The sequence below is a fragment of the Actinomadura kijaniata genome (assembly GCF_014138665.1).
In the GTDB taxonomy this organism is placed as follows: Bacteria; Actinomycetota; Actinomycetes; order Streptosporangiales; family Streptosporangiaceae; genus Spirillospora; species Spirillospora kijaniata.
Map to the genome: position 1 here is coordinate 179950 of NZ_JACJIA010000001.1, position 24223 is coordinate 204172.

Genomic DNA, 24223 nt, shown 5'->3' on the forward strand with positions numbered 1-24223 from the left:
GGATGGCTCCTAGGGGGTCTCGGCGGCCGGGACGTAGACCCGGATGCCGGTGGTCGTCGTGGCGGTGGCGAGCTGCCGGTAGTGGGTGGCGAAGTCCAGCCCGCAGGACCGCAGCGCGTCGACCTCGGTAGGCGACACGGGGCGCCGGAAGAGCAGGACGGGGGAACGCTCCCTCCACCAGCCCTGCCCGCCCGCGCATCGGGCACGGATTCCGGCGGCCGTGCGGGCGGGGTCGAGCGCCGAGTACCACGCCTCGCCGACCGAACGGCCGTCGAGGGCCAGCACGACCCCGGCCATCTCGTCGAAGGCCATGACGGCGCGGCCCGGGGGCTCCAGATACGGCCGCAGCGCGCGGCGGAGGCCGCTCAGTTCGTCGGCCGTACGCCGGTCGAGGGACAGCGAGGCCAGCGCCGGAACGCCGGTGGCGGTGACGGTGGAGGCGTCCCGGCCCGCGGTGCGATAGGGATGGTTCCGGACTCCGTCGGTCGCGACGACCGTCGCGAGTACGACCGAACCGCCGACGGCGGTCCCCGTTAGCCGGCGTGCGGGCCAGGGAGCGGTGTCGACGCCGGTCAGCACGGCGATGCCGAGGGCCCCCCAGGCGGCGAAGGCATTGATCGCCATGACGTGCAGCGGATTGCCCGTTCCAGCGGCCTGGAACACCGGCAGCAGGACGAGCATGGCCAGGCACGCCCAGCCTCGTCGGCTCTCGTCCGCCAGGGCGGGACGGTGACGGTCGGCGCGCCGGCGGAACAGGACGACGCCGCCGATCAGGACGGCCAGCAGCAGCGTGGCCAGGACGTGGGCGGGGAACCGGTGCAGGTTGGCAGAGCCTCCGCTCAGTCCGCCGCCGGCCACGATCCGCCAGCCCGAGACACCGAGTCCCACCCCGGCCAGCACGGCGGCGCCGCGACGTCCGGCGGGCGTCCGGGACACCGCGGCGAACACCGCCGCCGCCAGCAAAAGGGCGTGGTTGACGACGGTCGACGCCAGGAGCAGGAGCCCGGTGCGGGTGTACATCCCCAACAAGGCCAGGGGAGAGTTGGTCTTGCCGGCGATGAGCCGGTTGGTCGCGACCATCTCCGGCAGCGCCGCCGTCCAGGGGACGACGAACAGGTGTACCGCCACGGCGGCGGCCGCCGCGCCGCCGAGAGCCCACGCGGCGCACCGGGCGACCGCGCGGAGCCCCTGGGGGGCCAGCGCCACGCCGGCGACGGTCGCGATCAGGGCGAGGACCAGGGCCGAGGAGGTCCACTTGGCCAGCAGCGTGGCGACGGCGACCGGACCGAGGGCGGCGGGCGTCCAGGCGGGCACGGCCGTCCCGCGATCGACGGCCGTGGCGATCCGCAGGACCAGGGCCGCCGCGAGCAGTCCACCAAGGATGGACACGTCGTTGTATCCCGGACTCAGTGGGAGCCAGCTGTAGACCAGCCCTCCGCAGGCGACCACGGCGGCGGTGCCGGCGGCCTCCCAGAGCCGGGTGCCCGGCGCGTGCGGGCGCCGCGGGCGCAGCCACCGCATGAAGGACCATCCGAAGACGAGGTGGACGCCGACGACGGTGCACAGCCGGAACAGGCGCAGGGCCGCGATGTCGTGGCCCAGCAGATCGAACACGGGGCCGTAGAGATACTGCGCGCCGGTGAAGGAGCGCAGGTCGGTGTCCCACCAGCGATAGGAGAGCAGGTAGAAGCCCTCGTCGGTGACGTCGAAGCCGTGGCCCGCCGACAGGGCGACCGCGCCGATCCAGACACCGGCGGCCGCCGTGGCGGCGAACGCCGCGACGGCCGTCCGGAGGACGCGCGTGGGCACGGCGGTGGCGCCGTCCGCGCCGGGGGCGTCGGCGCGCCGCGGCTCGGCGCTCAGGCTTGGCGGCTCCACGGGCCGAGACGATACAGGGCAAAACGGATGATGAGCTGGGCCCCGAGCCCCAACCTCCGGGCCCAGCTCGACGGTCGCGTCCGCACCCGCGTCCCCGGCGTCGCCGTGGACCCCACGATTGGGCCCGAGCGGACGGGAGACGGGGCTTGGGGCCCATCCCTTTCTGTCAGATGATCAGTAAGGTCCGTGGGAGCGAACGCCCTGGGGCCAAGGCCACGGGCGCTATTCACCGGGAGCGGCGGGATGGCGGGACTGGTAGGCATCATTGTCGGAACAGTCACGCTCGTGATGCAGCTGGGAGCGATCCGGGCGTTCGGCCTGGAGCAGGCCCAGCAGGCGGAGCTCGTCGTCCGGTCCTGTGTGCTGTCCGCCGTGTCGGCCGCCTGGATCGCGATCGACCGGGCCGACCTGCGGGCGGGCAAGGCCTCGCCGCGCACCCTTGTCGCCGTGCCGGTGGTCGTCCTTCTGATCGCGCTGGTCATGGTGCGGATCGGGCCACGGATCCTTGGCGAGAGCGCGCTACTGGTGAAGGGCTGCGGGGGCCTCGCGGCCCTCGCCGGCGGGGTGGTGGGGCTGCTTCCCGTGCTCGGACGTGGTTATGTCGCGCCGCCGGTCGGCGTCCTGCTCGTCACGGCGGGGGAACAGCTGGCCTCGCTGATGGGAGCGGTGGCGTGGACCGCGCTGCCGATCGGGACGCTGGCGGTCCTGGCGGTGGCCCGCGTCGCCAGGCGGTCAAATCCGTGGGCGATGGCGCTGGCGGCGGGCGCGCCGCTGGTCGTCGCCGCCCTGGCGGCGGGTGTCGAGCGGGGAGTCGTCGGCGCTTCGGGTCCTGCCCAGCACCGGTTGTGGTGGCTTGCCGCAGGGTGTGTTCTCGCCGGGCTGTTGGGTCTGACCACGTTCCTTCGCCCGGCTCCTCCAGAGGAGGCGGACGGCCCTCGTGCGCGGACGCGGAGACCTTGACGGCGGTAGGATCCCGAGCCGACGTGACCTGTGATGGCCGGGTCCGGGGGGCTGATTGGGCCCTGGGACCCTGTGCTGTTCGGGCGGTTTTCCCTAGCCTTGACGCGATCATGCTCGCCCGCGGATCCGGTGGTGACTTGGTGTTTCTCGCGCGTTATCGGGGGCGTCTCGGCGACGAGGGATCGACGCAGCTGGTCATGCTGATGGCCTGCGTGTGCACGGTGGCTCTCACCGTGATGCTCATTCCGCTCGCACAGGCCAACGACATGCGCACCCGGACACAGACCGGCGCCGACGCGGCCGCGATCGGCGCGGTGGTCCCGATGCGGGACGAGGCCATCCGCGTCGCCATGCACGGCTTCCTGCCGACCGATGTCGGGCTCTGGGCGGTCGCGCCGGATATCAAGGAACCCGCCGCCAAGCTCCCCTACCACCGGTCTGCCGAGGAGTACGCCCGTCGTAACGGCACCGTGGTGACGGAGAAGGTCAAGCCGTCCGGTCCCATGGGCCACACCATGAAGGTCTCGGTGCGCAGCGGCGACTGCATGATCAAAGACGAGAAGGAACTCACCGCCAAGGACAGGCAGGACCTCGCCGAGAACAAGAACGTCTGCACCGACTCCAGCGGGAAGAAGGGCATCGCCAAGCGATGGGGCGTCGCGACCGCCATCGCCGAGCTCCAGTTGCCGAAGTGCGAGAGGACGCCTTCGGGCCCCGGGAACGACGGCCTCCCGGACACCGATCTGTACTGCGACAAGGTCCGGATCTGGACGAGTGATGGCGGCGTCCTGGTCTCCCGCACGTTCCTGCTGCGGATGTTCAAGATCCGGCTGGTCTCCAAGGAGGGCGGGGAGTACAAGGGCCGACCCGTCATCTTCGGCGGTGACGGGTTCAGCAAGCAGCTTCCCGACGCCAGCATGTGCAGTGAGGGCGGTCCCCAGGGCGCGGAGAACATCACTCCCCGGATGCGCTGCGTCCGTGACCTGATCAAGGAGAAGTTCAAGGTGCCCAAGGGCATCGGCTGCTGGCGCGCCAACGGCGGTATCACCGGTGGCGGCGAGCACCCGCTCGGCCGGGCCTGCGACTTCATGATCAGTGGTCCGGCCGGGCCGAGCAAGGAGGAGGCCGACCTCGGCTTCGCGATCTCCAACTGGGCGCACGCCAACGCCAACAACCTGGGGATCTACTACATCATCTACCGCCAGCACATCTACAACCCCCAGCGGCACTCGGAGGGCTGGCGGCCGATGGAGGACCGCGGCAGCATCACCCAGAACCACTTCGACCACGTGCACATCTCCGTGCTGTAGCCGGAGCCCGCGGGCCTGGGACCGGACGCCGGGCCAGGTCGGGGTCGCGGGCTCAGGTGCGAAGGCCTCCCCGAACGCTTGGCTGACCGAGACGCCCGAGGGGATCGCCAACACGTTCGTGCACGAGGTCAACCACGCCAAAGCGCAACGAGGCCAAGCACCGCAACGAGCCCGACCCGAAGAAGATGGGCAAGCAGGAACTGCGGGACGCCCGGAGTCCGAAGTACACCGACCAGACCGTGATGCGGTCGAGTACGAGGACGCCTACAAGAAGGCCGTCGACGCCGAGACCGCGGTGCGGGCGCACTACGGTCGTCCTCCGCTGACTCCCGAGGAGAGCGCCAGGTGAGGGGAGGCTGGCCGGAAACGGGGTATCGCCGCAGGGTTGGGGCAGGCGGGGGACGCCGAGCAGGCGGCGGTCGTCACGCGTGGCGGCAGCCAGCTCACACCGGTGCCCGCCCTGTTCCTGAAGACCTGGAAGATCTTCCAGGTGGACTACCGGCAGGGCGCGCACCCGGTGCGGTTCTTCGTGGCGTCGTCCGGCTCGAAGGCGACGCTGCTGACGGGCAGGCCGAAGGCGTTCACCCTGATGACGGCCGAGGACGGGGCGAACGTGGCCGGCCCGGCCACCGCCACCACCCTGGCCCGCCTGTACGTGGAGACGACCCGCCCGGCCGAGGAGCCCGCTTATGTGGTCGAGAGCGTGGATGAGATCCGGTTCCGGCCGGGGCTCAGCGGCGACGACGCGGCCCGCAAGGGCGCGATCGTCAAGCGCTACCGTCCGGTCGTGAGAACCCCCGAAGGGGTGGCTCAGGGGGCCGGGTTCGCCGTGACCGCCTTCACCGTCTCCAAGCGGGGCTCGGTGAAGGAGAACACCACGACGTTGGTCAAGGACCTGCCGGTGCCGATCACGCTCTGACCGGCGCCGAGCCGGAAGCGGGGCTCGGGATCCAAGCGTTCGGGGCAGCAGGACGGCTTGGATGGGACTCCTCCCCTGCCTGCGGCGACGCGGTGTCGAACTTGAGCGCGGCGACCGAGCTTCCGGTGACGGAACGACCGGGTCCCGTGATCGGGTTTCGGTGTTGCTGGCCGTCGTACTGACGTGCTGACGGCCGCGACCCTGCTGTTCGCGGTGCGGTCGCCGGTGGCGCCGGCCGGTCCCGTTTGGACCGGCTCCCCTCCTCGCTGCGGGGCATACTGCGGGTGCGGCACTGGCCGGGTCCACTAGATAGGTCCAGAATGGGTCCGGAGGCTCACCACAGGACGTGTCCAGGGCACCTAGGTTTTCTGGCGTGTTCGGGTTTGTTCGTTTGGCTTTGCCCGTTTCGTTGGTCATGGCGGTGTCCGCCTGCGGGGCCGCGGGGGCGGGTGACCGCCCATCAGGGTTCGAGGAGTACAAGGGCGACCTGTACCGGGTGGACTACCCGGCGGGATGGCTTGTGCGCGAGACGGACGAACGCGCGACGGTGGAGTTCAACGGCCCGGACCGGAAGGACGGCACGCGTGACGGTGAGGTCCGGATCACCGACTGGGGCGACTGGAACACCGCCTTGCGCGACAAGGCGATGCAGTTCCGTACGGCCGCGCCGCGCTCCGGCTACCGGATCGAGGAGGACGTCCCCGTCATCGTGAACGGCGCGCAGGAGGCGCATCGTTTCGTGGTGTCCTATGACGCCAGGACGGTCACCGGCGCGAAGGTCCGGATGCGCATGACCGACACGTTCGTCCTGACCGGTGAGCGGGTGCTTCTCGAACTCGTCGTCCGCGCCCCCAAGGAGAGCGCCGACCTGGAACGCACCAAGAAGATCGTCGACTCGTTCCAGGTCAAGGAGGAGAAGGCTTGGTTCGGCTTCGAGTGGCTCGACCTCGACTGAACCGGTCGGAGGCGCGGGGCCGGGCCCGCGGCGAGAACTTCTGATCTACCGGAACACCAAGCAGGCCGGTGTCGCGGCTCCATCGCGACGCCGGCCTGTTCGCGCGTGGGTGCGGTGCCGCTCTTCCGGGCCCGTGACCGCTCCGGGACCGCTCGCGTGAATTCCCGATTAATTTTTCAGAAAAAATGGATGGACAATTGATTCCCAATTGCTGTTGATTTGAAATTGGGTCTTGTCGTGGGCCTACGGGCCTATTCTGTTAATGGATTTCGCTGGCACTGTTCTCGCTGTGCTGAGCAGAATCGGTGAGGCGGTGAAGAGGCGGTCCGGCGCCGACCGCGGTGAGGGTGCGGTCGGGTATCTGGCCGTTCTGCTGCTGATCGCGGCGGTCCTGGCCACCCTTGTGCTCGCCGGCCTCGGCGGGCGGGTCGGAGCGAGCCTTGAGTACGCCATCTGCCGTGTCATGCAGGCCGGTGGCCTGGTCGGGCACTGCGAGCCGCCGAAGCCGTCCGACGGCAGGAAGGCCGTTCCCGACCCGGACGCCCCGCAGCAGCCCTGCCTGGCGCACAGTGAGAGCACGTACCTGGAAGAGACGCTCACCATTCCCACCAAACGCGTGGACGTGCGGTCCAACAGCCGGGGCACCCTCCAACTCAACAAACGCGTGGGGCCGGACGGAAAGCCGCAGTGGGAGGTCGTCGACTTCACCTGGGGCGAGGGCGGTATCGCGACACCGGAGGCAGGGGCCGGACCGGTGAAGGGGGGTGTCTGGGGAGGGGCGACGGTGACGAACGGAAAGGTCTACGGAGGTTTCCGGGACGAGCGGGAGGCGCGGAAGTTCTTCGAGGACCTGAAGGAGCACCGCATCGGCAGCGACGTGAAGTTCACGCTCCGCACCAACCCGATCTCGGGGGGTTTCGTCTGGCTGGGGACGAAGCTTCCGTGGGTGGGTGACGACGTCGACCGTTACATGGGAGGCAGCGAGCCCGACCGCAAGCCCGTCGGCGAGTACATGGAGGGCGGTCTGACCGGCGGCGCCAAGGCCGACATCGAGCTCGGCCGGCTGAAGATCCCGCTGAAGGGGCGCGGCTGGCTGGTCTCCGGCAGCCAGACCGATCTGCGCAACGGGGAGAAGACGACGTACTACACCCAGCGCGGCGAGTTCGAGGCCGGGATCCAGATCGACGTGGGCGACGTCATCCAGAAACTGCCCGCGCCGGTGCGCAAACGCGCGCAGCAGGGGCTGGAGGACGGGCTGGACGCCGTCATGGACGTCATCGAGTCGCGGCTCAGGAGCGAGCTGGGGAACGGCTTCGTCATGCTTCCCGAGCAGCGGTCGCAGATCAGGGCCCAGGTCAGGCTGAATCCCAGCGGAGGTCTCAACTACAAGCACCGCGCCGGCACGACCTGGGGCGTCACCCACGACAAGGACGGCAAGGTCGTCCGGGTCACCCAGGTCAAGAACGGGCAGGACATCGTCTACTTCCGGGCGGACGGCAAACTGAGGTCGACGGGCGGCTCCGGGGGCAGGGCCGACGGGACCGCCGGGAAGCAGTGGATCATCTACGCGCAGCGGACGCTGACGGAGAAGGCGCTGGACTACTCCAGGACCGAGGACCGCCCGGTCATCGACCGCTACCTCCGCGACGGCGACACCGACGCCGTCGAACGCGCCTGGGACGACGGCGCGGGCACCATGGGCACGGTGACCTACGACAACACCGGTGACACCGGCAAGTTGGAGGGCAAGGGCGCGTCGGGGAAGAAGCCGAAGTCCTGGCTGGGCATCTTCGAGGTCGGCCGGGAGAACGAGAAGCACACGATGCAGAGCGCGCGGTACTTCAAGCCGGGAGTGGGGTGGGTGCCGTGGTCTTCGTGCCGCTGAGACTGCCGGCCGTCGTCGCGGTACTCCTCGTGGCGGGATGCGGCGCCCGGGGCGACGTCCGCGTGTCCGCCCCGCCGGGGTACCGGGTGGAGCGGGTCGTGGATTTCGGTTTCGCGGTCCCGCCGGACTGGCGACGCGCCGAGGAGAAGGACGAGCAGGGCCGTCCGCTGACGACCGTCCGGGGACCGGCGCTGCCCTCCGGGGTACCGGACGGTGTCGCGCACGCCCAGCGGTACGCCGACTATCCGCAGGGGTTCGGCACGGCCCTCGACCAGTTCCGCGACCTGTCGCGGTTGAACGGCTACCGGCTGACGGTCGACCGCGAGGTCAGGGTCGGGGGAGCGGCCCGGGCCCACCGGTTCGAGGCGTCCTACGAACTGTCCACCGACCGGGGCGTCCCGACCGCGTTCCGGCTGAGCGGCGTGTACGCGCTGACCGGGGACGGGACGCTGGTGGAGTTCGTGCTGCGGGCGCCGCAGCAGGGCGCGGCGGCGGCCCGGCTGCCGCTGATCCTCGACTCCCTGCGACTGGCGGAGAAGTGAGGGGACCGCGATGACCTCGAAGATCGTGTTCTGGGGGCTCTCCCTCCTGGGGATGCTGCTGCTGTTCACCGTGGTGGAGAACGTCCCGTCCGGGCCGGTCAAAGCGCTGGCGCTGAACGTGGGCGGCCCGGCCCTGCTCGTCGCCGCGCCGCTGTACCTGGTGGCGCGGATGCGGTTCCGGAGCGGAGCCGTCCGGACGACCGGGACGGTCGAGCGCTGCGAGGAGGACGGACCCGGCGAGGTCACGTGCGTGCTGGTGATCGGTTTCGTCGACCTGGCGGGAGACCGGCACGTCTTCACCGAGGAACACGCCCCGAAGCGCGAGGTGGGCGAGGAGGTGCCGGTCCTCTACGACCCGGCCGCGCCCGCCAGGGCCAGGCTCCACCGGCATCCCGCCGTCGACCTGCTCACGGCGGCGGCGATGCTTCTGGTCGGCGTCGTGCTGACGTCCGCCGGATGGGGACCCCACCTGGTGCGTTAGAAGACGTGGCCCGGCCTTCACGCGGAGTTCACCGGGGTGCTCGCCGCCGGACGCCGCGAAGGGCGATCTTGGGATCGCGCGCGGCACACGGGGCGAAGGGGGCGGCATGCGCATCGGTCTCACGGCGCTCGGCCTTGGTTTCCTCCTCTCCCTGGGCGGAAGCGCCGTGGCCGCCCTTCTCCTGGTTCCGCTGGTGGCGGCCGATCCGGCGTCCGCGCGGTCGGCGGCGTTCGGTTGGGGAACGACGGCGGTGGCGGCGTTGCTGCACGCGGTCCTCGGCTGGCTGGGGGCCCGCGTCGCGGCCCGTCGGCTGGCGGGCGCCGACCTGTCCGCCGGCGCCGCCGCGTGCCTCGCCTGCGCGGGCCCGGTCCTGGCGGCCCTGGTGACGCAGGTGGGCGTGGCGTCCCAGGGAGGGCTGGGAGCGTCGCTGCTGGTGGAGTCCGGCGCGGTCGTGGGAGCGGTGACGGGGTTCTGCACGCTCTGGTTCGGGCGGCGGCGCGCCGGTCTCTCGGCGTCGGGCGGATAAGGGGCCGACGGGCCGTTCCCATGTCTCTGGTGACTGGCTGACGCGCCCTTTTCCCGCGAACACGCCAGGTCCGCGCCGGGCACGGGTCTCAGTGCCGTCGGGCCATCACGCCGTTGCCGAAGGCTCGTCGGTAGCCCCGTGGAGGGATCAAATCCCCGTTTGGGACCGTTTCTTGGGCCCCAGGGCTCAGGCGCGGGGCGGTGCCGAAAGGTTTTGATGTTCGCCAGGTGAGGAGTTGGTGAACATCGAACGGCTGCGGCGTGACAGTGGGGAAGGCTCGGTCAGCTACATCACGGTCATCCTGTTGATCGCTCTCGTGACGGGCGCCGTGGTGGTCGCCGGGATCGGCGGGCTGATCGGGGAGTCCATCAGGGACGCGCTCTGCCGTGTGATCAACGCCGGCGACCTGAGCAAGTGCGAAACCCGTCACGACCGCGCGTTCAAACCGGGCTGCACCACCCAGCTCGCGGTCGACGGCTACAGCGGCACCATCGACGTGCTCATCTTCCGCGTCGGACGTGACTACCAGTTCATGCGCACGACCTCCATCAACCCCGCCACCGGTCAGCGCACGGTGAGGATCACCGCGATCAAGGGGGGCACGGCCGGTGTCGGCACCGGCGTCGGCGTCGGCTTCAACGCCAAGAACCTCAACGTGGGCGCGGACGCCTCCGCCGACGCCTCCCTCCGGCTCGGCGTCGGCGACGCCTGGGAGTTCACCGGCCCGAACGCCGACAAGGACGCCGACAAGTTCGAAAGCGACATCCGCGAGCAGTTCTCGATCGACGCGGTCAAGGAGAACGGCGGCCTGCTCGGCCAGGTCGGCGGCGGCATCTACGACGCGTTCGCCGGGCCTGACATCCGCTCCCCCGACGTCAGGCGCTACGAGGGCGAGCTCAACCTCAACGGCACCCTGGCCGTCGGCCTCGGCCTCGGTCCCAAGGACCCCAAGGACCCGCCCAAGGGCAGTCGGCACTACGAGTACGAGGGACGGCACCGCAAGCCCACCTGGCGGGACAAGGCGGGTGAGTACGACACGCGGGGCAGCGACGGCTTCAGCCCCAACGCCCGCGCGTGGGTGAGCATCGACGGCACCGAGAAGATCATCTACGAGGAGAACAAGAAAACGGGTGACACCACCCTCACCATGCTGCTGGCCGGTGCCGCCAGTTACGGTGAGCAGCATGTGGTCGACGGGAACCAGGGACAGCGCACCGCCGTGGGCGCGATGTCCTTCACCAAGGACCGTGACGGCAAGCTCAAGTCGGTCACGTTCACCCAGACCCACATCGTCGACGGGCGCACGACGATCATCACCACGGAGGTGCCCCTGAAGACCGACGCCGACCGCCAGGCCGTCCTCGACCACCTGTCCAACCCCTTCGGGGGCGGGCCTGCTGGCAGAATGCTCACGCTGACCTGGGACGACATGGCGCCCACCGAGGCTCCGGGGCCGAACGCCGACCCGCTCAAGCAACTGATCCACCGGGAGGGGAAGACCTCCCGCGTCGATTACGCCAGCTCACAGAACAACGAGGAATACGGCGCGAGCATCAAACTCGGTCTCAAACTGGGCGGCAACTTCGGGATCTCCAACACCAACCGGGACGTCCAGAGCGCGCAGTATCTGGGCGCGCCCCAGGCGAACGGGCAGCGTCCCTACAAGCGGTTCCCCGAATGTCGCCAGTGACCTGGTCAGGGAGGTCGGAAGAGGGTGAACGCGCACTGGATCGGAGTGGCGTTCGGAGCGTTCGTCGTCGTCCAGGGCGTGCGGGCGATGGTGGAGTACCTGCGGCTGCATCTCCGGGGAGAGCGCGTCCCCGGCGTCATCGTCGGCTCGCGGGACGCGCCGGGGTCGCCGGGGGTGCGGCGGCGCGCCGGGGTGTTCCGCTTCACCACCCGGCAGGGGCAGACGATCGAGCGGCGCAGCGCGACGTACTCCCCGCGCGGCCCCCGTCCCGGGACGGCCGTCACGGTCGTGTACGACCCGGCCCGGCCGGAGAAGCGCGCCGAACGCGCGGGGATCACCCTCCTGATGGTCACCGCGCTGACCCCGCTGATGATCGCTGTGGGGATCGCCATCATCCTGCTCAACCTGGCGGACATGTGACCGGAGGGTCCCACTGATGGACATCGCCAGATCATGGCTGGTCGCGGTAGTGGTCTACCTGGTCGGCGCGACGGTCACGGCGACCCTCGGCATCGGCGCGCGGGTCACCGAGGAGGACCTCACCGGCGGCGGCGCGATCACGTGGAACGCGCTGCCGACGGCGCTGACGTTCCTCCTCATGACGCTGCTGGCCCGCGCCGTCCACCCCGACCCCGCCCGGCGCCGCCCCCTACGCCACGCGATCGCGTCCCTGGGGGCCCCGGTCGTGCTGACGCTGCTCGGCGTCGTCCTCGGAGCCGTGCAGCAGGACTGGAACGAGATGGCGGTGAGCACCGCCGCCGCACTCGTCGGGACCGGCGTGGGCTGGGCCCTGGGCCTGCTCCTCCGCCGTCCGTCACGGTCGTACTGACCGCCGGCGCGCCGGCCGGGTGCGCGTGGGCGTCAGCCGGGGAGCCGGTGGGGGTTGGGGACGAGTTCGATGGTGCGGAGGAGTTGCCAGCGGGCCTCTTCCCAGCGCGCGTGCCAGGTGAGGGCCTTGGCGGCCGGGTCCTGGGGGTCGAGCCCGGCCTGGAGGGCGGCGTGGTCGCCCACGGCCTTCTGCATCTCCTTGGCGACGTCCACCGCGGTGGAGAGGACGGGGAACTCCGTGGAGCCGGGTTCCTCGAAGGCGCGGTGGGCACTGACGAGAACGGCGGCGCGCACGCTCCAGGCGAGCTGCCCGCCGAAGCCGTCGTCGGCGAACATCTCGTGTGAGCGGTCGAAGTTCTCCACGACCTCCTGGTAGGAACCCTCGCCGTCCACGTACCGGCGGGCGCTGTCGAGACAGGCGTCCAGGATGTCGGCGTTCTGGACGCTGTCGCGGCAGACGTCCAGGCCGTGCCGGGCGGAGTCGAGCGCGAGGCGCTCGCGCAGCGCCTCGTCGGTCGCCTGCACCTGTTCCGCGAGCAGCCGCGGAATGACGATCATTCTCGGCTCCTGGATCCGTCTTCCGCCGCCTATCCGGCGATCTCCTCGATGAGGTCCTCGGGGCCACCCGACCTGCGGTGGATCGTAGCGTTGCGGAGCATGGGGATCCGGCGGGCCAGCTGGTCGGCGTTCCGGAACTGGTGCCCCTTGAAGGCGCCGCTCTTGGACTTGAGCTCGGTCGCCCAGGCGGTCATCTTCCTGGGGTTCGAGAAGTCGACGACCAGGAAGTCGCCGGCTCCCGCGGTGTCGTCCGGGCGCAGGATGAGGTGGCCGGGCTTCCGCTGGGCGAGATCCTTGACGAACCGCATCTCGTGCGGCGCCAAGCCGAAGGGGGCCGGGACGGAAGTCCTCCCCCCGGCGGAGCGGTAGAGGAGCGGCTGGAGCCGGAGGGACGGGGGCCCGGCGGGGGCGCGGGGACGAAGGCGGACAGGGGACCCTTCGTCGAAGCCGTTGCGAGCCCGGAGTGCCTGGGCCCCAGGGCCCAAAGCCGGGCCCAACGATCCTCCCCGTCCTTCAGCGCACCGCCCGTGATCGGCGAAGCTCGGACCATGAAGCGGACCGTGGCTGTCGTTCTCACCCTCGTCGCGGCGGGCGGAGGCACCGGCTGCCAGGACGGTTCGGGAGGCGAACGCCCGAAGTCCGGGCCGAGGACGAGCGCCGCCGCGGCGTCGCCGGAGGTCCCCCTGCCCGGTGGCCCGAAGCGCTGGCCACGATGGTGAACGAGAAGGTCGGCGCGCTGCCGTCGGTGCGGGTCTCGGTGAACACCACCAGCGTCACCGACCAGGGCAAGGCGTCGGTCGCTCTCTGGGGGACCGTCCGCGACCCGTCGGGGCAGCGGGCGGCGGCCTCGTTCCAGGTGGTGGAGACCGGAGGTCCCGAGCCGGGCACCAGCGAGACCGTGGTCCTGGACGGTGCCGTCCACCTGAAGAACGACGGCGGTGAGTACGAACCGGGGAGGCCGTGGCTCCGCGTCACCCGCGAGGACCTGACCCGTCCGGGAATCGACGAGACCACCCGGAGGACGTTCGCGTCGGCCTTCGAGGAGGCCCAGCAGGGGCTGCGCGAGGCCGCCGCGACCAAGGGGCTGACCACCCTGCGACACGGCACCCTGATCCAGGAACCGGTGTGGGAACGGCTGGAGGGAACGCAGGTCCGCCGCCACTCCGGGAAGACCGGGGCCGCGAGCCTGCGCCAGGGCACGGACCAGGGCCTCCGCGCCCTGGCGGAGGCGGGGGTGACCTCGGTCCCCTGGGTCGTCTGGGTGGACGGGCGCGGCCTGCTCCGCCGGTTCTCGGCGACGGTAGCCTCGGGGCCGACGAGCATGGACATCAAGGCTGTCTACTCCGGCTGGGGGGAACCCGTGAACGTGACCCCGCCGCCGGAGCGGCAGACCGCGACCCTGGGATGACGGCGGGATGACGACGGTGTGCGCGGCGACCTCGTGGGGGCCTTCTGATGCCGGATAGCGCGGAGCTCACGGCCGAGGACGGCCGGGGGCCGGTGTGGTCGTGGCGGGCCGACTGGACGGGGCCGATCCGGGAGCGTCCGGTGCCGGTCGCGGTCGGGGCCGTGGTGGTCGCGGCGCTGCTGGTCTGGCGGATGGGGGCGCGGCCGGAGCTGGCGGCCTTCGCGTATCTGGCGGTCGTGGGCGCGGCGCTGGCCGCCGTCGACGTCCGCCTGCACCGGCTGCCCGACCCGCTGACGCTGCCGTCGTACCCGGTCATGCTCGTGCTGCTGGGGGCGGCGGTGCCGTTCACCGGGAACGGGGGCGGGCGGTTCGTCGCCGCGCTGGTCGGGATGGCCGCCCTGTGGGGGTTGTTCTTCGTGCAGTGGCTCGTCGTTCCCCGCGCGCTGGGGTTCGGCGATGTGAAGCTCTCCGGCGCCCTCGGGATCGGCCTCGGGTGGCTGGGGCGGGACGCGTGGGTGACCGGGGTGTTCGCGATGTTCCTGTTCGGGGGCGTGTACTCGGTCGCTCTGCTGGTCACCCGCCGGGCGGACCGCCGGACCGCGATCCCGTTCGGGCCGTTCATGTTGGCCGGGACGCTCGCGGGCGTGCTGGCGCATGCCTGAGCGTCCCGGGACTTCCGTACGATCGGTGCCGTGAGCGCGGGGTGGGTGATCGGGGATCGGTTCACCATGCTCGACCGGATCGGGGAGGGGGCGACCAGTCGGGTCTGGCGGGCCTATGACCGGGTGGTCGGGAAGTACTGCGCGGCCAAGCTGGTCCGGCAGCGGGACACCACCGCGATCCTGCGCGTGGTGCGGGAACGCGCGATCCGCATGGCGCACCCGCACGTCCTGACGCCCTACGCCTGGTATCCGGCGGGCGACGACGTCCTGCTGGCGATGGACCTGATGTGCGGCGGGTCGCTGGAGTCCCTGATCGGCGACTACGGGCGGCTGCCTCCGGCGTACGCGGCCGAGGTGCTGGACCAGATGCTCGCGGCGTTGAGCCACATCCACGCGGCGGGCGTGGTGCACCGGGACGTGAAGCCCGCGAACGTGCTGCTGGAGCCGAGCGCGGCGGGGGCCCCGCACGTCCGGCTGGCGGACTTCGGCATCGCGCTCGGGCCCGACGGGATGCGGTTGACGACGACGGGGTTCGTGGTCGGGACGCCCGGCTACCTGGCCCCGGAGGTGCTGGACTGGGCGCGGCCCAGTCCCGGGCAGGACCTGTACGCGGCCGGGATGGTGTGCTGGCGGATGCTGACCGGGGCGGGCGATCCCGAACCCCGCCAGTGGGTGGGACCGGTTCCGGAGGGGGTCCCGTCCCGGCTGTGGGCGCTGGTGGCGCACCTGTGCGCCCCCGACCCGGCCCACCGGCCCGCGACCGCCGACGCGGCGCGGCGGGAGCTGGCCGCCTGCGGCCTGGCCCTGGGCCTCCCGGCCCGGACGGTGGACGGCGAGCCGTTGCAGATCTTCGACCATCTGGGTCCGCCGCCCGCCGCCGTCCCGTGACCTTCAGAGCGTGATGTCCTCGCCCTGCCTGAGCGCCGCGACCTCGTAGCCTTCGGTGGCCGTGGCCTCCAGGAAGCGGGAGAGCTCGTCGGGCCGGGTCTCGTAGAACCCGTCGATGTGGAAGCCGTCGTAGTGGATCGGCACCGCGACCTTGGCGCCGAGCAGGCGCGTCGCCACGGCCGCCTGCCCGGCGTCGAGGGAGGCCGGGTAGGGGCTGGGGGGCTGGCAGTGCGGGAAGCACACCGTCGGCCCGTTGACGGGGGTGAGCACCGCGTCGAACGGCCCGAACCGGTGGGCGGCGCGCCACCAGTAGCCGTGGAACATGCTGTCGCCCAGGTGCAGCACGCGTTTGCCGCCCGCCTCGACGGCCCAGGACACCTGCGGATCGCCCAGCGCGTCCACGGCGGGGACCGCCGCGACGGTGAACGGCCCGACCGTGGTGGTCTCCCACGGCTGCATCGGGTGCCGGGGCAGGCCGTGCTCGTCGAGTTCGCGGTCGGCCGTGAGCGTCCACAGGTTCTCGTGGTCGTCGCCGCCGAAGGACGCGGGGTGCAGGACCCGGCCGCCGGGCGCGAGCGCCCCGGCCAGCGCGGTGGCGTCGGTGTGGTCCCGGTGCAGGTGCGTGCACAGGCCGGCGATCACGTCCCCGGCGGTGCGCGGCGGGACGACCGCCGGCAGGGGCGCCGACAGCGGGGTGCCCGCGAGCACCCCCTCCGGACGGCCGAGCAGGTCGATCACCACGCTGTGTCCCCGGGCCTCCAGCTCCACGCCCGCCCAGCCCAGCCATCGGATGCGCATGTCCCGCCCTCTTTGGCAGACGATCGTTCGCTATATGGGGCTAGCGTACGGTCGTTCGCTAAACTCGTCAATCATGAGACACTCCGCCGAGGAGGCCCGCCGGACGCGGGACCGCATCGTCGCCGCCGGGGTCGCCAGGGCCTCCACCGACGGCCTCCACGGGCTGACCATCGGCTCGCTGGCCGAGGAGCTCGGCATGAGCAAGGCGGGCGTCGTCGGCCCCTTCGGCTCCCGCGTCGACCTGCAGTCCGCCGTCCTGTCCAGGGCGGTCGACCTGTTCACCCGGGCGGTGGCGGCCCCGAGCCTGAACGCGGAGGCGGGACTGCCGCGCCTGCGCGTGGTGATCGACCTGTGGTGCCGCTACCTGGACGGCGGACCGTTCCCCAACGGCTGCTTCGTCACCGCCGCGTCCTGCGAGCTGGACGGGCGTCCGGGCGAACTGCGCGAGTCGATCCACGATGCCGTGACCCGCTGGCGCGCGTTCCTGCGCGACCAGGTGACGGCCGCGCAGGCCGCGGGCGACGTCCCCGCCGACCGGGACGCGGACGACCTCGTCACCGTCCTGACGGGGATCGCGATGGCGGCGAACCAGGAGCTGCAACTGCTCGACGACGGGCGGGCCCCCGCCCGCGCACGCCGCCTCATGCTCGCCGCCGTCGCGGGCGGGCGTGGCGGCGAGGCGTCCTGAGCGCCGTCAGAGCTCGGCGGAGATGACGACGCGGCGGTTCTTGGCGCGCCCCTCGGGGTCGTCGGAGCCGTCCTTGCCGGTGTTGGGGGCGGCCGGTTTCGTCTCGCCGTAGCCGGTGGCCCTCAGCCGGGAACGCTCGATGCCGCCCTTGGCCGCCAGCCAGTCGACGATGGCCTGGGCGCGTTGCTCGGAGAGGCGCCTGTTGGTGGCCGGATCGCCCTTGGCGTCGGTGTGGCCGTCGATCCGGATGGTCGCTCCGGCGGGGATCTCCTTCCTGACGGACGCGGCGATCCTGGTGAGCTCGGCGGAGGCGTTCGGCTTGACGGCGGCGCTGTCGAAGTCGAACAGGACGTCGGCCTTGAGGTTGTAGGCGATCTGGCCCTCTCCCTTCAGCATCTCGCTGTCGGAGCTGATCTCGCGGCGTTCGATCTCCGCGCGGGGGAGCTCCACACGCGGCAGCTCGACGCGGGGGACCTCGACCCGGGGAAGCTCGGCACGGGGGACGCACTCGCCCTTGTCGTTGCACTTCTCCCAGCGGGTCTTCTCCCAGCGCGTGATCTCCCACCGGGTCTGCTCCCAGCGCGTCTGCTCCCAGCGGGTCACCTCCCAGGCGGTGCCGCCGTTCTTCGGAACGCTCTGGCAGACCTCCGGGGCCGTGACGCCCGGCGCGATGACCGGCTGCACGGTCACCGCCTCGGCGCGGACCGCGGGGATCCTGAGGCCGGGGATGTCGATGCCGGGGATCTCGGCGGCCGGGATGGTGACGCCCGGGATCGTCGCCCTGGGAACGCTCATTCCGCTCAGGCAGCCGCCGGGCGCGGGCTTGACCTCCACGCACTGGGCCGGGACGCGCTGGGCGGGGATGTCGACGGCCGGGATGGTGACCGGCGGGATCCGGTGGCCGTTGTAGGTCGCTCCGGGCACGTGGACGGCGTCGACGTGGACGGCCGGGATCTCCACCGCCTTGATGAGGCGGCCGCCGTTCGGGCAGGAGGTGGGCTCCGGGGTGGGCGAGGGCGAGGGGGCCGCGCTCTTGGCGGCGCCTCCGCCGGATGCCGTGCGTCGCGGGGAGGGGCTGCCGCCGCAGGCGGCGAGCAGCGCGGCGGCCAGCGACAGCGACGCCGCCTTCAGGAGGGCCGCCTTCACCGGCGCGGTCCTCGCGGGTGCGGTTCTCATGGATGTCCTCCTCGCGGGCCTGCCGCGTCGTGCCGGGGTCAGGAGCGGTCGTAGGTGATGTCCACGCGGCGGTTCTTCGCCCGGCCCTGGGGGTTGTCCTTCTCGCCGATCTGGTTGGGGGCCACCGGCTTCCCCTCGCCGAATCCCTTGGCCTCGACCTCGGCGGGGGACCTCAGGACCCGCAGCAGGGCCGCCCTGACCGCCTCGGCGCGCTTCTGGGAGAGGGTCAGGTTGTAGGAGTCGGAGCCGACCGAGTCGGAGTGGCCCGTGACCTGGATCGTGCCCCGGACGGTCCGGAGGCGGGGCGCGAGCCTGGCGATGGTGTCGCGGGCCGACCTGGTCAGGTCGGCCTTGTTGAAGTCGAACAGGACGTCCGCCGAGATCCGCACGGTCACCTTCGAGCCCTCGGCGCTCTCCTCCTCCAGCGGGAGCACGAACGGCGTCAGGTCCAGCCCGCGGACCGCGACGTCGGCGCCGACGTCCAGGGTGGCGCGGTTCGGGTCGAGGGTGCGGGTCGCCTCGGCCAGCCTGGCGTCGGGGACCCGCGGGTCGGGGGCCGCGGCGGCGGCCGTCCCGGCGGCCGTCAGGACGGCGGCCGCGGCGGTGAGGGCCAGGGTCGCCCGGAGCATGGCGCTCACCTTTCGACGGGCACGTTGCGGAACGTCGTGAGGCGGCCGAACTGGACGTCCACCGCCTGCACGTTCTCCGGCGGGGCCGGGAACGTGTAGGAGAGGGCGGTCGGCTTGGCCGCGCGGACATAGGCGTTGCCCGCGCCCAGCTCGGTGCCCGCCGAGTCCTTGACCACGACGTAGCGCTTGAGGTTCACCGGGTCGAGGAGGGAGACCGCCGGGACCTCGCCGCCGTTCAGGGTGTACAGCGAGTCGCCGACGCCGGTGGCGTTCGCGGTGTTGATCATCATGGTCAGGTGGGCCAGGCGGCCGCGGGCGTTCAGGCCCACCACGGCCAGTTCGGTGGGGCCGTCCGAGGTGTTGACCGTGGTCTTGACGACCGGCTTGCCGGGGTCGGGGGCCTTGGGCCCGTCGCCCTTGTCCACGGCGGTGGCCGCCTTGCCGGGGCCGCCGGAGCCGCCCGAGCCGCCGGAGGAGCCGTCCGACGGGAGGCAGGTGGTCAGGGCCGTGGTGAGCAGCGCCGTGGCGGTCGCCAGTGCGAGGATGCGCATCGATCCGTCCTCCGGGGGCAGAGGTGATGGCGGGACCGCGACATCGCATGTGCAAAGTCGCGGTGGCGTGGCACCATGAGGTATGGGTGAACACCTCGCGTGCGTTCGCAAATCTAGTGTTTGCAGTCGTTAATCGTCAAGGGGGGGTCGCAGTGATCGTTTCCGAGGTGGCGCGGAGGTCGGTGTGAGCGTGTCGGAGGACACCGTCGTCCGGAACCGTGCCCTGCAGGCCGAGTGGTACGGCGAGCCCCTGGGGGACCGCTTCCGGCGGCTGCTGGACCGGCTCGGGCTGTCGCAGTCGGGGCTGGCCGGGGTGCTGGGGCTGTCGGCGCCCATGCTGTCGCAGCTCATGTCGGGACAGCGCGCCAAGATCAGCAATCCGGTCGTGCTGAACCGGCTGCTCGCCGTGGAGGAGCTGGCCGCCGACCCCGCGTTCGACTCCCTGTCGGTCGCCGAGGTCCGCGAACGGCTCGGGGTCATCCGCGCCCGGACCACCGCGACCACGTCCGGCCTGCGCGAGTCGCCCGTCGAGGCCGAGCTGCGGGAGCGGCTGGAGGCCGCCTCGCCCGCCCGGGTCCTCCAGGCGCTGCTGCGGGAGGTGGCCTCCGCGAACGAGATCGAGGCCGCCGCCGACCTCGTGGACGTGCAGTTCCCCGAGATCGCCACCCTGCTGCGCGTGTACGGCAACGGCCGCGCGAGCGAGGCCGAGGCGCACCTGGAGGCCCACCTGTCGCGGACGCTCGGGCGGTAGCTCCCCCTATCGCACCGGCCGGGCGATTCGATCATGGCCTGGCGATCTGGTGTCGATGCCCTCAGACCATAAGGGCAGGCTATGCCCCACGGACGATGTAACGGACGTTGCGGAGTGTCATAATCTGTGGTCAGGGTCACACCACCGAGGGGGTGTTGTGTATGTCACAGCGCCGGAGAGGTGGCGTAGGGTCGCCTCGCTGGTAGCGCACACGAGGCGTCACCGCCTGACCGCGGTGCCGTCCGGGCCGGGGCGCGACGGCCGCGTGTGCTCCCGCCGTACCGGGGAAGTCCCTGAGATCCCGAGCTCTGGAGAGCGTCTATGAGCACTGTGGAGGCGCCGGACAAAGCGCGCGCCCGGATTAGAGAACGTACGCTCCGCACCGACAACTGGCGCGTCTATCCGATCACCACGCTAGTGATCTTCACTGCGTGGGTGGTCTACGCGACCGTCCGGGCCTTCTGGGGCGCGGCCTTCTACGTTCCCGAGTACCACTACCTGACGCCGTTCTACTCGCCCTGCCTGAACGAGATCTGCAACAACGTCACCGTCAACGGGGTCACCGGCGACGCCGGGGAGTTCGGCACGTTCCTGCCGTCCTGGACGCGCGGCTGGATCCCGTTCGCGGCGCTGTCGCTGCCGTTCCTGCTGCTGTTCCGCCTGACCTGCTACTACTACCGGAAGGCGTACTACCGCTCGTACTGGGCGTCGCCCCCCGCCTGCGCGGTCGCCGAACCGCACAAGAAGTACACCGGCGAGCGCCGGTTCCCCCTCATCGGGCAGAACCTGCACCGCTACTTCTGGATGGCCGCGTTCGTCATCTCGCTGATCAACACCTACGACGCCGTCCGCGCGTTCCACGGCAAGGACGGCGGGTTCGGGATCGGGCTCGGCAGCATCATCCTGCTGGCCAACGTCATCCTGCTGTGGGGCTACACCCTGTCGTGCCACTCCTGCCGCCACATCGTCGGCGGACGGTTGAAGAACTTCTCCAAGCATCCGTTCCGGTACCGGATGTGGGGCTGGGTCTCCAAGCTCAACGAACGGCACGGGCAGTACGCGCTCATCACCCTCGGCTCGCTGGTCGTCGCCGACCTGTACGTGGCGCTCGTGGCCAGCGAGACCATCTCCGACCTGCGATTCTTCAACTAGGCGGCGGACATCATGACTGAGATCGAACGGCACTCCTACGACGTCGTGGTGATCGGCGCGGGCGGTGCCGGGCTGCGGGCCGCGATCGAGGCCCGCCTCCAGGGCAAGAAGACCGCGGTCATCTCCAAGTCGCTGTTCGGCAAGGCGCACACCGTCATGGCCGAGGGCGGTGCGGCGGCGGCGATGGGCAACGTCAACCCCAACGACAACTGGCAGGTCCACTTCCGCGACACCATGCGCGGCGGCAAGTTCCTCAACAACTGGCGCATGGCCGAGCTGCACGCCAAGGAGGCCCCCGACCGCGTCTGGGAGCTGGAGCACTGGGGCGCGCTGTTCGACCGCACCAAGGACGGCAAGATCTCCCAGCGGAACTTCGGCGGCCACGAGTACCCGCGCCTGGCGCACGTCGGCGACCGCACCGGCCTGGAGCTCATCCGCACCGCGCAGCAGAAGATCGTCGCCCTCCAGCAGGAGGACCACCGGGAGCTCGGCGACTACGAGGCCCGCCTCAAGGTGTGGGCCGAGACCACCGTGACCCGGCTGCTGCTGGACGGGGACCGCGTCGCGGGCGCGTTCGCCTACGTCCGCGAGACCGGGAAGTTCGTCGTGTTCGAGGCCCCGGCCGTGGTGCTGGCGACCGGCGGGATCGGCAAGGCGTTCAAGGTCACCTCCAACTCGTGGGAGTACACCGGCGACGGCCACGCCCTGGCGCTGCTGGCCGGGGCGACCCTGCTGAACATGGAGTTCGTCCAGTTCCACCCGACCGGGATGGTCTGGCCGCCCTCGGTCAAGGGCATCCTCGTCACCGAGTCGGTGCGCGGCGACCGGGGCGTCCTGAAGAACTCCGACGGCAAGCGGTTCATGTTCGACTACATCCCCGAGGTGTTCAAGGACAAGTACGCCACCTCCGAGGAGGAGGCCGACCGCTGGTACGACGACCCCGACAACAACCGGCGGCCCCCCGAGCTGCTGCCGCGCGACGAGGTCGCCCGCGCCATCAACGCCGAGGTCAAGGCCGGACGCGGCTCACCGCACGGCGGCGTCTTCCTGACCGTCGTGGACCGCATGCCCGGCGGCGCGGAGGAGATCAAACGGCGGCTCCCGGCGATGCACCACCAGTTCAAGGAGCTGGCCGACGTCGACATCACCAAGGAGCCCATGGAGGTCGGCCCGACCTGCCACTACGTGATGGGCGGCGTCGAGGTCGACCCCGACAGCGGGGCGGCCCTCGTGCCCGGCCTGTTCGCGGCCGGGGAGTGCTCCGGCGGCATGCACGGCTCCAACCGCCTCGGCGGCAACTCCCTCACCGACCTGCTCGTGTTCGGGCGGCGCGCCGGGCTGGGGGCCGCCGAGTACGTCGACGCGCTGGCCGAGCGCCCCGCCGTCCCCGAGGACGAGATCGACAAGGCCGCCACCGAGGCGCTGGTCCCGCTGGCCCGCGAGGGCGGCGAGAGCCCCTACGCCGTCCACTCCGAACTCCAGCAGACCATGAACGACCTGGTCGGCATCATCCGCAAGGAGGAGGAGCTCCAGCAGGCCCTGGAGGCGCTGGAGAAGCTCCGCGAACGCGTCGCCCGGGTCGGCGTCGAGCCCGTCGCCGCCCACGGCGGACGCGGCTACCACCCCGGCTGGCACCTCGCCCTCGACCTGCGGAACATGCTGCTGGTCTCCGAGTGCATCGCCCGGGCGGCGCTGGAGCGCGCCGAGAGCCGCGGCGGCCACACCCGCGACGACCACCCGCAGATGTCCGCCGAATGGCGCAAGGTCAACCTCGTGTGCCGCCTCACCGGCGACCCCGGCGACCCCCGCGTCGAGCTCCGCCGCCAGCCCATGGACCCCATGCGCGACGACCTGCTCGCCCTCTTCGAGACCGACGAGCTCAAGAAGTACCTGACCGGCGAGGAACTGCCCGCCCACGTGAAGGAAGTCATCGCCGAGACCGAGGAGGGCGACCGATGAGCTACCTGGCCAAGTTCCGGGTCTGGCGCGGTGACGCCGGCGACGGTGAGCTGGTCGACTACAAGGTCGAGGTCAACGAGGGCGAGGTCGTCCTCGACATCATCCACCGGCTCCAGGCCACCCAGGCGCCCGACCTGGCCGTCCGGTGGAACTGCAAGGCCGGCAAGTGCGGCTCCTGCTCCGCCGAGATCAACGGCATGCCGCGGCTGCTGTGCATGACGCGGATGTCCACGTTCACCCAGGACGAGACCATCACCGTCACGCCGGTCCGCACGTTCCCCGTCATCCGCGACCTGGTGACGGACGTGTCGTTCAACTACGAGAAGGCGCGGCAGATCCCGTCGTTCGACCCCGGCGACACCAAGCCGGGCGAGTTCCGGATGCAGCAGGTCGACGTCGAGCGCTCGCAGGAGTTCCGCAAGTGCATCGAGTGCTTCCTGTGCAACAACGTCTGCCACGTCATCCGCGACCACGAGGAGAACAAGCCCGGCTTCGCCGGGCCGCGCTTCCTGATGCGGATCGCGGAGCTGGAGATGCACCCGGCCGACGAGGCCGACCGGCGCAACATCGCGCAAGACGACCACGGCCTGGGCTTCTGCAACATCACCAAGTGCTGCACCGAGGTCTGCCCCGAGCACATCAAGATCACTGACAACGCGCTGATCCCGATGAAGGAACGGGTCGTCGGCCGCAGGTACGACCCGGTGGTCTGGCTGGGCAGCAAGCTCGGCATCGTGAAGAAGGGCAAGGACACGCCCTCGGCGTGACGCACGACGAGAAGGGGCGGGGCCGCGGTGCGGGGCCCCGCCCCTTTCTCCGGCCGGAGGATCAGCCCTTCTTCACGTTCTTGGTCTTGCCGTCCTTCCTGACGGACATGGGGCTTCCCTTCCGGCCACATGACCTGCTCGGTGGAGCCGGTGGCATTCCGCCGCATGGTGCGAAGGCCGGAACACCGAGGACCGTCCGGGAGGGACCCGGTCAGGATCAGGGAAGCCGTGGCGCCCGGTTCTCCGGCGATCGGTGCCATGC

At 71.2% G+C, this 24223-nt stretch carries 26 protein-coding genes; 19 read left to right on the forward strand and 7 right to left on the reverse strand.

The annotated features are described in order from the left end of the window. Nucleotides 1-9: 9 nt before the first annotated feature. Nucleotides 10-1878, reverse strand: coding sequence for a hypothetical protein (locus HNR61_RS00830; protein ID WP_182841186.1), 1869 nt, complete (start codon nt 1876-1878; stop codon nt 10-12). Between the two features lie 243 nt (nt 1879-2121). Here HNR61_RS00830 and HNR61_RS00835 point away from each other — a divergent pair, with 243 nt between their 5' ends. The 11 genes from HNR61_RS00835 (at nt 2122) to HNR61_RS00885 (ending at nt 11975) form a co-directional block, all read left to right on the forward strand. Then, the gene (locus HNR61_RS00835; RefSeq protein ID WP_182841187.1) at nt 2122-2838 is read left to right on the forward strand and encodes a hypothetical protein; all 717 of its coding nucleotides are present in this window, start codon (nt 2122-2124) and stop codon (nt 2836-2838) included. A gap of 140 nt (nt 2839-2978) precedes the next feature. After that, nucleotides 2979-4148 carry a VldE C-terminal domain-containing protein gene (locus HNR61_RS00840; RefSeq protein WP_312897792.1) on the forward strand — a complete coding sequence of 390 codons (1170 nt, stop codon included), beginning with the start codon at nt 2979-2981 and terminating at the stop codon, nt 4146-4148. A 385-nt stretch (nt 4149-4533) separates the two neighbouring features. Next, complete coding sequence (locus HNR61_RS00845; protein ID WP_182841189.1) at nt 4534-5067, forward strand: hypothetical protein; 534 nt, start codon at nt 4534-4536, stop codon at nt 5065-5067. Nucleotides 5068-5464: 397 nt separating this feature from the next. Further along, nucleotides 5465-6022: a hypothetical protein gene (locus tag HNR61_RS00850; protein WP_220508843.1), complete on the forward strand. Its 558-nt coding sequence runs from the start codon at nt 5465-5467 to the stop codon at nt 6020-6022. Nucleotides 6023-6311: 289 nt separating this feature from the next. Then, nucleotides 6312-7907 (forward strand): hypothetical protein, encoded by a 1596-nt coding sequence (locus HNR61_RS00855; protein WP_220508844.1) that lies wholly within the window; start codon nt 6312-6314, stop codon nt 7905-7907. Continuing rightward, nucleotides 7898-8449 (forward strand): hypothetical protein, encoded by a 552-nt coding sequence (locus HNR61_RS00860; RefSeq protein WP_182841192.1) that lies wholly within the window; start codon nt 7898-7900, stop codon nt 8447-8449. Before HNR61_RS00855 ends, HNR61_RS00860 begins: the two co-directional genes overlap by 10 nt. Before the next feature lie 10 nt (nt 8450-8459). Beyond that, the gene (locus HNR61_RS00865; protein ID WP_182841193.1) at nt 8460-8930 is read left to right on the forward strand and encodes a DUF3592 domain-containing protein; all 471 of its coding nucleotides are present in this window, start codon (nt 8460-8462) and stop codon (nt 8928-8930) included. 106 nt (nt 8931-9036) lie between these two features. Next, on the forward strand, nt 9037-9456 hold the full coding sequence (locus HNR61_RS00870; protein WP_182841194.1) for a hypothetical protein: 420 nt from the start codon (nt 9037-9039) through the stop codon (nt 9454-9456). Between the two features lie 304 nt (nt 9457-9760). Continuing rightward, nucleotides 9761-11146 (forward strand): hypothetical protein, encoded by a 1386-nt coding sequence (locus HNR61_RS00875; RefSeq protein WP_182841195.1) that lies wholly within the window; start codon nt 9761-9763, stop codon nt 11144-11146. A gap of 24 nt (nt 11147-11170) precedes the next feature. Next, nucleotides 11171-11566, forward strand: coding sequence for a DUF3592 domain-containing protein (locus HNR61_RS00880; RefSeq protein WP_182841196.1), 396 nt, complete (start codon nt 11171-11173; stop codon nt 11564-11566). Nucleotides 11567-11582: 16 nt separating this feature from the next. Further along, complete coding sequence (locus HNR61_RS00885; RefSeq protein ID WP_182841197.1) at nt 11583-11975, forward strand: hypothetical protein; 393 nt, start codon at nt 11583-11585, stop codon at nt 11973-11975. Between the two features lie 32 nt (nt 11976-12007). Here the strand turns inward: HNR61_RS00885 and HNR61_RS00890 are convergent, their stop codons facing one another. Then, nucleotides 12008-12532 carry a hypothetical protein gene (locus HNR61_RS00890; protein ID WP_182841198.1) on the reverse strand — a complete coding sequence of 175 codons (525 nt, stop codon included), beginning with the start codon at nt 12530-12532 and terminating at the stop codon, nt 12008-12010. A 29-nt stretch (nt 12533-12561) separates the two neighbouring features. After that, complete coding sequence (locus tag HNR61_RS00895) at nt 12562-12840, reverse strand: hypothetical protein (RefSeq protein ID WP_182841199.1); 279 nt, start codon at nt 12838-12840, stop codon at nt 12562-12564. A gap of 404 nt (nt 12841-13244) precedes the next feature. Between HNR61_RS00895 and HNR61_RS00900 the strand changes: the two genes are divergently transcribed. From HNR61_RS00900 to HNR61_RS00910, 3 genes are read left to right on the forward strand one after another with little or no spacing between them, the layout of a single operon-like run. Continuing rightward, the gene (locus HNR61_RS00900; RefSeq protein ID WP_182841200.1) at nt 13245-13940 is read left to right on the forward strand and encodes a hypothetical protein; all 696 of its coding nucleotides are present in this window, start codon (nt 13245-13247) and stop codon (nt 13938-13940) included. Nucleotides 13941-13987: 47 nt separating this feature from the next. Further along, entirely contained in the window at nt 13988-14602 is a 615-nt protein-coding gene (locus tag HNR61_RS00905) for a prepilin peptidase (protein ID WP_182841201.1), read from the forward strand. 30 nt (nt 14603-14632) lie between these two features. Then, nucleotides 14633-15490 (forward strand): serine/threonine-protein kinase, encoded by an 858-nt coding sequence (locus HNR61_RS00910; protein WP_182841202.1) that lies wholly within the window; start codon nt 14633-14635, stop codon nt 15488-15490. Between the two features lie 3 nt (nt 15491-15493). On the opposite strand, the gene HNR61_RS00915 is transcribed toward HNR61_RS00910, so the two are convergent. After that, the gene (locus HNR61_RS00915) at nt 15494-16288 is read right to left on the reverse strand and encodes an MBL fold metallo-hydrolase (RefSeq protein ID WP_182841203.1); all 795 of its coding nucleotides are present in this window, start codon (nt 16286-16288) and stop codon (nt 15494-15496) included. A 73-nt stretch (nt 16289-16361) separates the two neighbouring features. On the opposite strand from HNR61_RS00915, the gene HNR61_RS00920 reads away from it, so the two are divergent. Then, entirely contained in the window at nt 16362-16976 is a 615-nt protein-coding gene (locus tag HNR61_RS00920) for a TetR/AcrR family transcriptional regulator (RefSeq protein WP_182841204.1), read from the forward strand. 6 nt (nt 16977-16982) lie between these two features. Here HNR61_RS00920 and HNR61_RS00925 read toward each other — a convergent pair whose 3' ends face one another. From HNR61_RS00925 to HNR61_RS00935, 3 genes are read right to left on the reverse strand one after another with little or no spacing between them, the layout of a single operon-like run. Continuing rightward, nucleotides 16983-18152, reverse strand: coding sequence for an OmpA family protein (locus HNR61_RS00925; protein WP_182841205.1), 1170 nt, complete (start codon nt 18150-18152; stop codon nt 16983-16985). 38 nt (nt 18153-18190) lie between these two features. Beyond that, a complete protein-coding gene (locus HNR61_RS00930) occupies nt 18191-18781 on the reverse strand; it encodes an OmpA family protein (protein ID WP_182841206.1) in 591 nt (196 codons plus the stop codon). A 5-nt stretch (nt 18782-18786) separates the two neighbouring features. Beyond that, nucleotides 18787-19332, reverse strand: a complete 546-nt coding sequence (locus HNR61_RS00935) for a hypothetical protein (protein WP_182841207.1) — start codon at nt 19330-19332, stop codon at nt 18787-18789. 184 nt (nt 19333-19516) lie between these two features. Between HNR61_RS00935 and HNR61_RS00940 the strand changes: the two genes are divergently transcribed. The 4 genes from HNR61_RS00940 to HNR61_RS00955 all read left to right on the forward strand — a co-directional run bounded on the left by HNR61_RS00940 (nt 19517) and on the right by HNR61_RS00955 (nt 23961). After that, nucleotides 19517-20083: a helix-turn-helix domain-containing protein gene (locus HNR61_RS00940; protein WP_182841208.1), complete on the forward strand. Its 567-nt coding sequence runs from the start codon at nt 19517-19519 to the stop codon at nt 20081-20083. A gap of 321 nt (nt 20084-20404) precedes the next feature. Continuing rightward, nucleotides 20405-21235: a succinate dehydrogenase subunit SdhC gene (gene sdhC, locus HNR61_RS00945; RefSeq protein WP_067824685.1), complete on the forward strand. Its 831-nt coding sequence runs from the start codon at nt 20405-20407 to the stop codon at nt 21233-21235. Nucleotides 21236-21247: 12 nt separating this feature from the next. Further along, the gene (locus HNR61_RS00950; protein ID WP_182841209.1) at nt 21248-23194 is read left to right on the forward strand and encodes a fumarate reductase/succinate dehydrogenase flavoprotein subunit; all 1947 of its coding nucleotides are present in this window, start codon (nt 21248-21250) and stop codon (nt 23192-23194) included. Beyond that, entirely contained in the window at nt 23191-23961 is a 771-nt protein-coding gene (locus HNR61_RS00955) for a succinate dehydrogenase/fumarate reductase iron-sulfur subunit (protein WP_067824681.1), read from the forward strand. The genes HNR61_RS00950 and HNR61_RS00955 overlap by 4 nt, the downstream gene beginning before the upstream one ends. The last annotated feature ends 262 nt before the right edge of the window (nt 23962-24223 follow it).

What these genes read in the sequence shown, in the direction of transcription:
- HNR61_RS00835 (WP_182841187.1), top strand. Translation starts at nt 2,122, where the DNA reads ATGGCGGGACTGGTAGGCATCATTGTCGGAACAGTCACGCTCGTGATG.
- HNR61_RS00865 (WP_182841193.1), top strand. Translation starts at nt 8,460, where the DNA reads ATGACCTCGAAGATCGTGTTCTGGGGGCTCTCCCTCCTGGGGATGCTG.
- HNR61_RS00870 (WP_182841194.1), top strand. Translation starts at nt 9,037, where the DNA reads ATGCGCATCGGTCTCACGGCGCTCGGCCTTGGTTTCCTCCTCTCCCTG.
- HNR61_RS00885 (WP_182841197.1), top strand. Translation starts at nt 11,583, where the DNA reads ATGGACATCGCCAGATCATGGCTGGTCGCGGTAGTGGTCTACCTGGTC.
- HNR61_RS00890 (WP_182841198.1), bottom strand. Translation starts at nt 12,532, where the DNA reads ATGATCGTCATTCCGCGGCTGCTCGCGGAACAGGTGCAGGCGACCGAC.
- HNR61_RS00895 (WP_182841199.1), bottom strand. Translation starts at nt 12,840, where the DNA reads ATGCGGTTCGTCAAGGATCTCGCCCAGCGGAAGCCCGGCCACCTCATC.
- HNR61_RS00900 (WP_182841200.1), top strand. Translation starts at nt 13,245, where the DNA reads ATGGTGAACGAGAAGGTCGGCGCGCTGCCGTCGGTGCGGGTCTCGGTG.
- HNR61_RS00905 (WP_182841201.1), top strand. Translation starts at nt 13,988, where the DNA reads ATGCCGGATAGCGCGGAGCTCACGGCCGAGGACGGCCGGGGGCCGGTG.
- HNR61_RS00915 (WP_182841203.1), bottom strand. Translation starts at nt 16,288, where the DNA reads ATGCGCATCCGATGGCTGGGCTGGGCGGGCGTGGAGCTGGAGGCCCGG.
- HNR61_RS00920 (WP_182841204.1), top strand. Translation starts at nt 16,362, where the DNA reads ATGAGACACTCCGCCGAGGAGGCCCGCCGGACGCGGGACCGCATCGTC.
- HNR61_RS00925 (WP_182841205.1), bottom strand. Translation starts at nt 18,152, where the DNA reads ATGAGAACCGCACCCGCGAGGACCGCGCCGGTGAAGGCGGCCCTCCTG.
- HNR61_RS00930 (WP_182841206.1), bottom strand. Translation starts at nt 18,781, where the DNA reads ATGCTCCGGGCGACCCTGGCCCTCACCGCCGCGGCCGCCGTCCTGACG.
- HNR61_RS00935 (WP_182841207.1), bottom strand. Translation starts at nt 19,332, where the DNA reads ATGCGCATCCTCGCACTGGCGACCGCCACGGCGCTGCTCACCACGGCC.
- sdhC (WP_067824685.1), top strand. Translation starts at nt 20,405, where the DNA reads ATGAGCACTGTGGAGGCGCCGGACAAAGCGCGCGCCCGGATTAGAGAA.
- HNR61_RS00950 (WP_182841209.1), top strand. Translation starts at nt 21,248, where the DNA reads ATGACTGAGATCGAACGGCACTCCTACGACGTCGTGGTGATCGGCGCG.
- HNR61_RS00955 (WP_067824681.1), top strand. Translation starts at nt 23,191, where the DNA reads ATGAGCTACCTGGCCAAGTTCCGGGTCTGGCGCGGTGACGCCGGCGAC.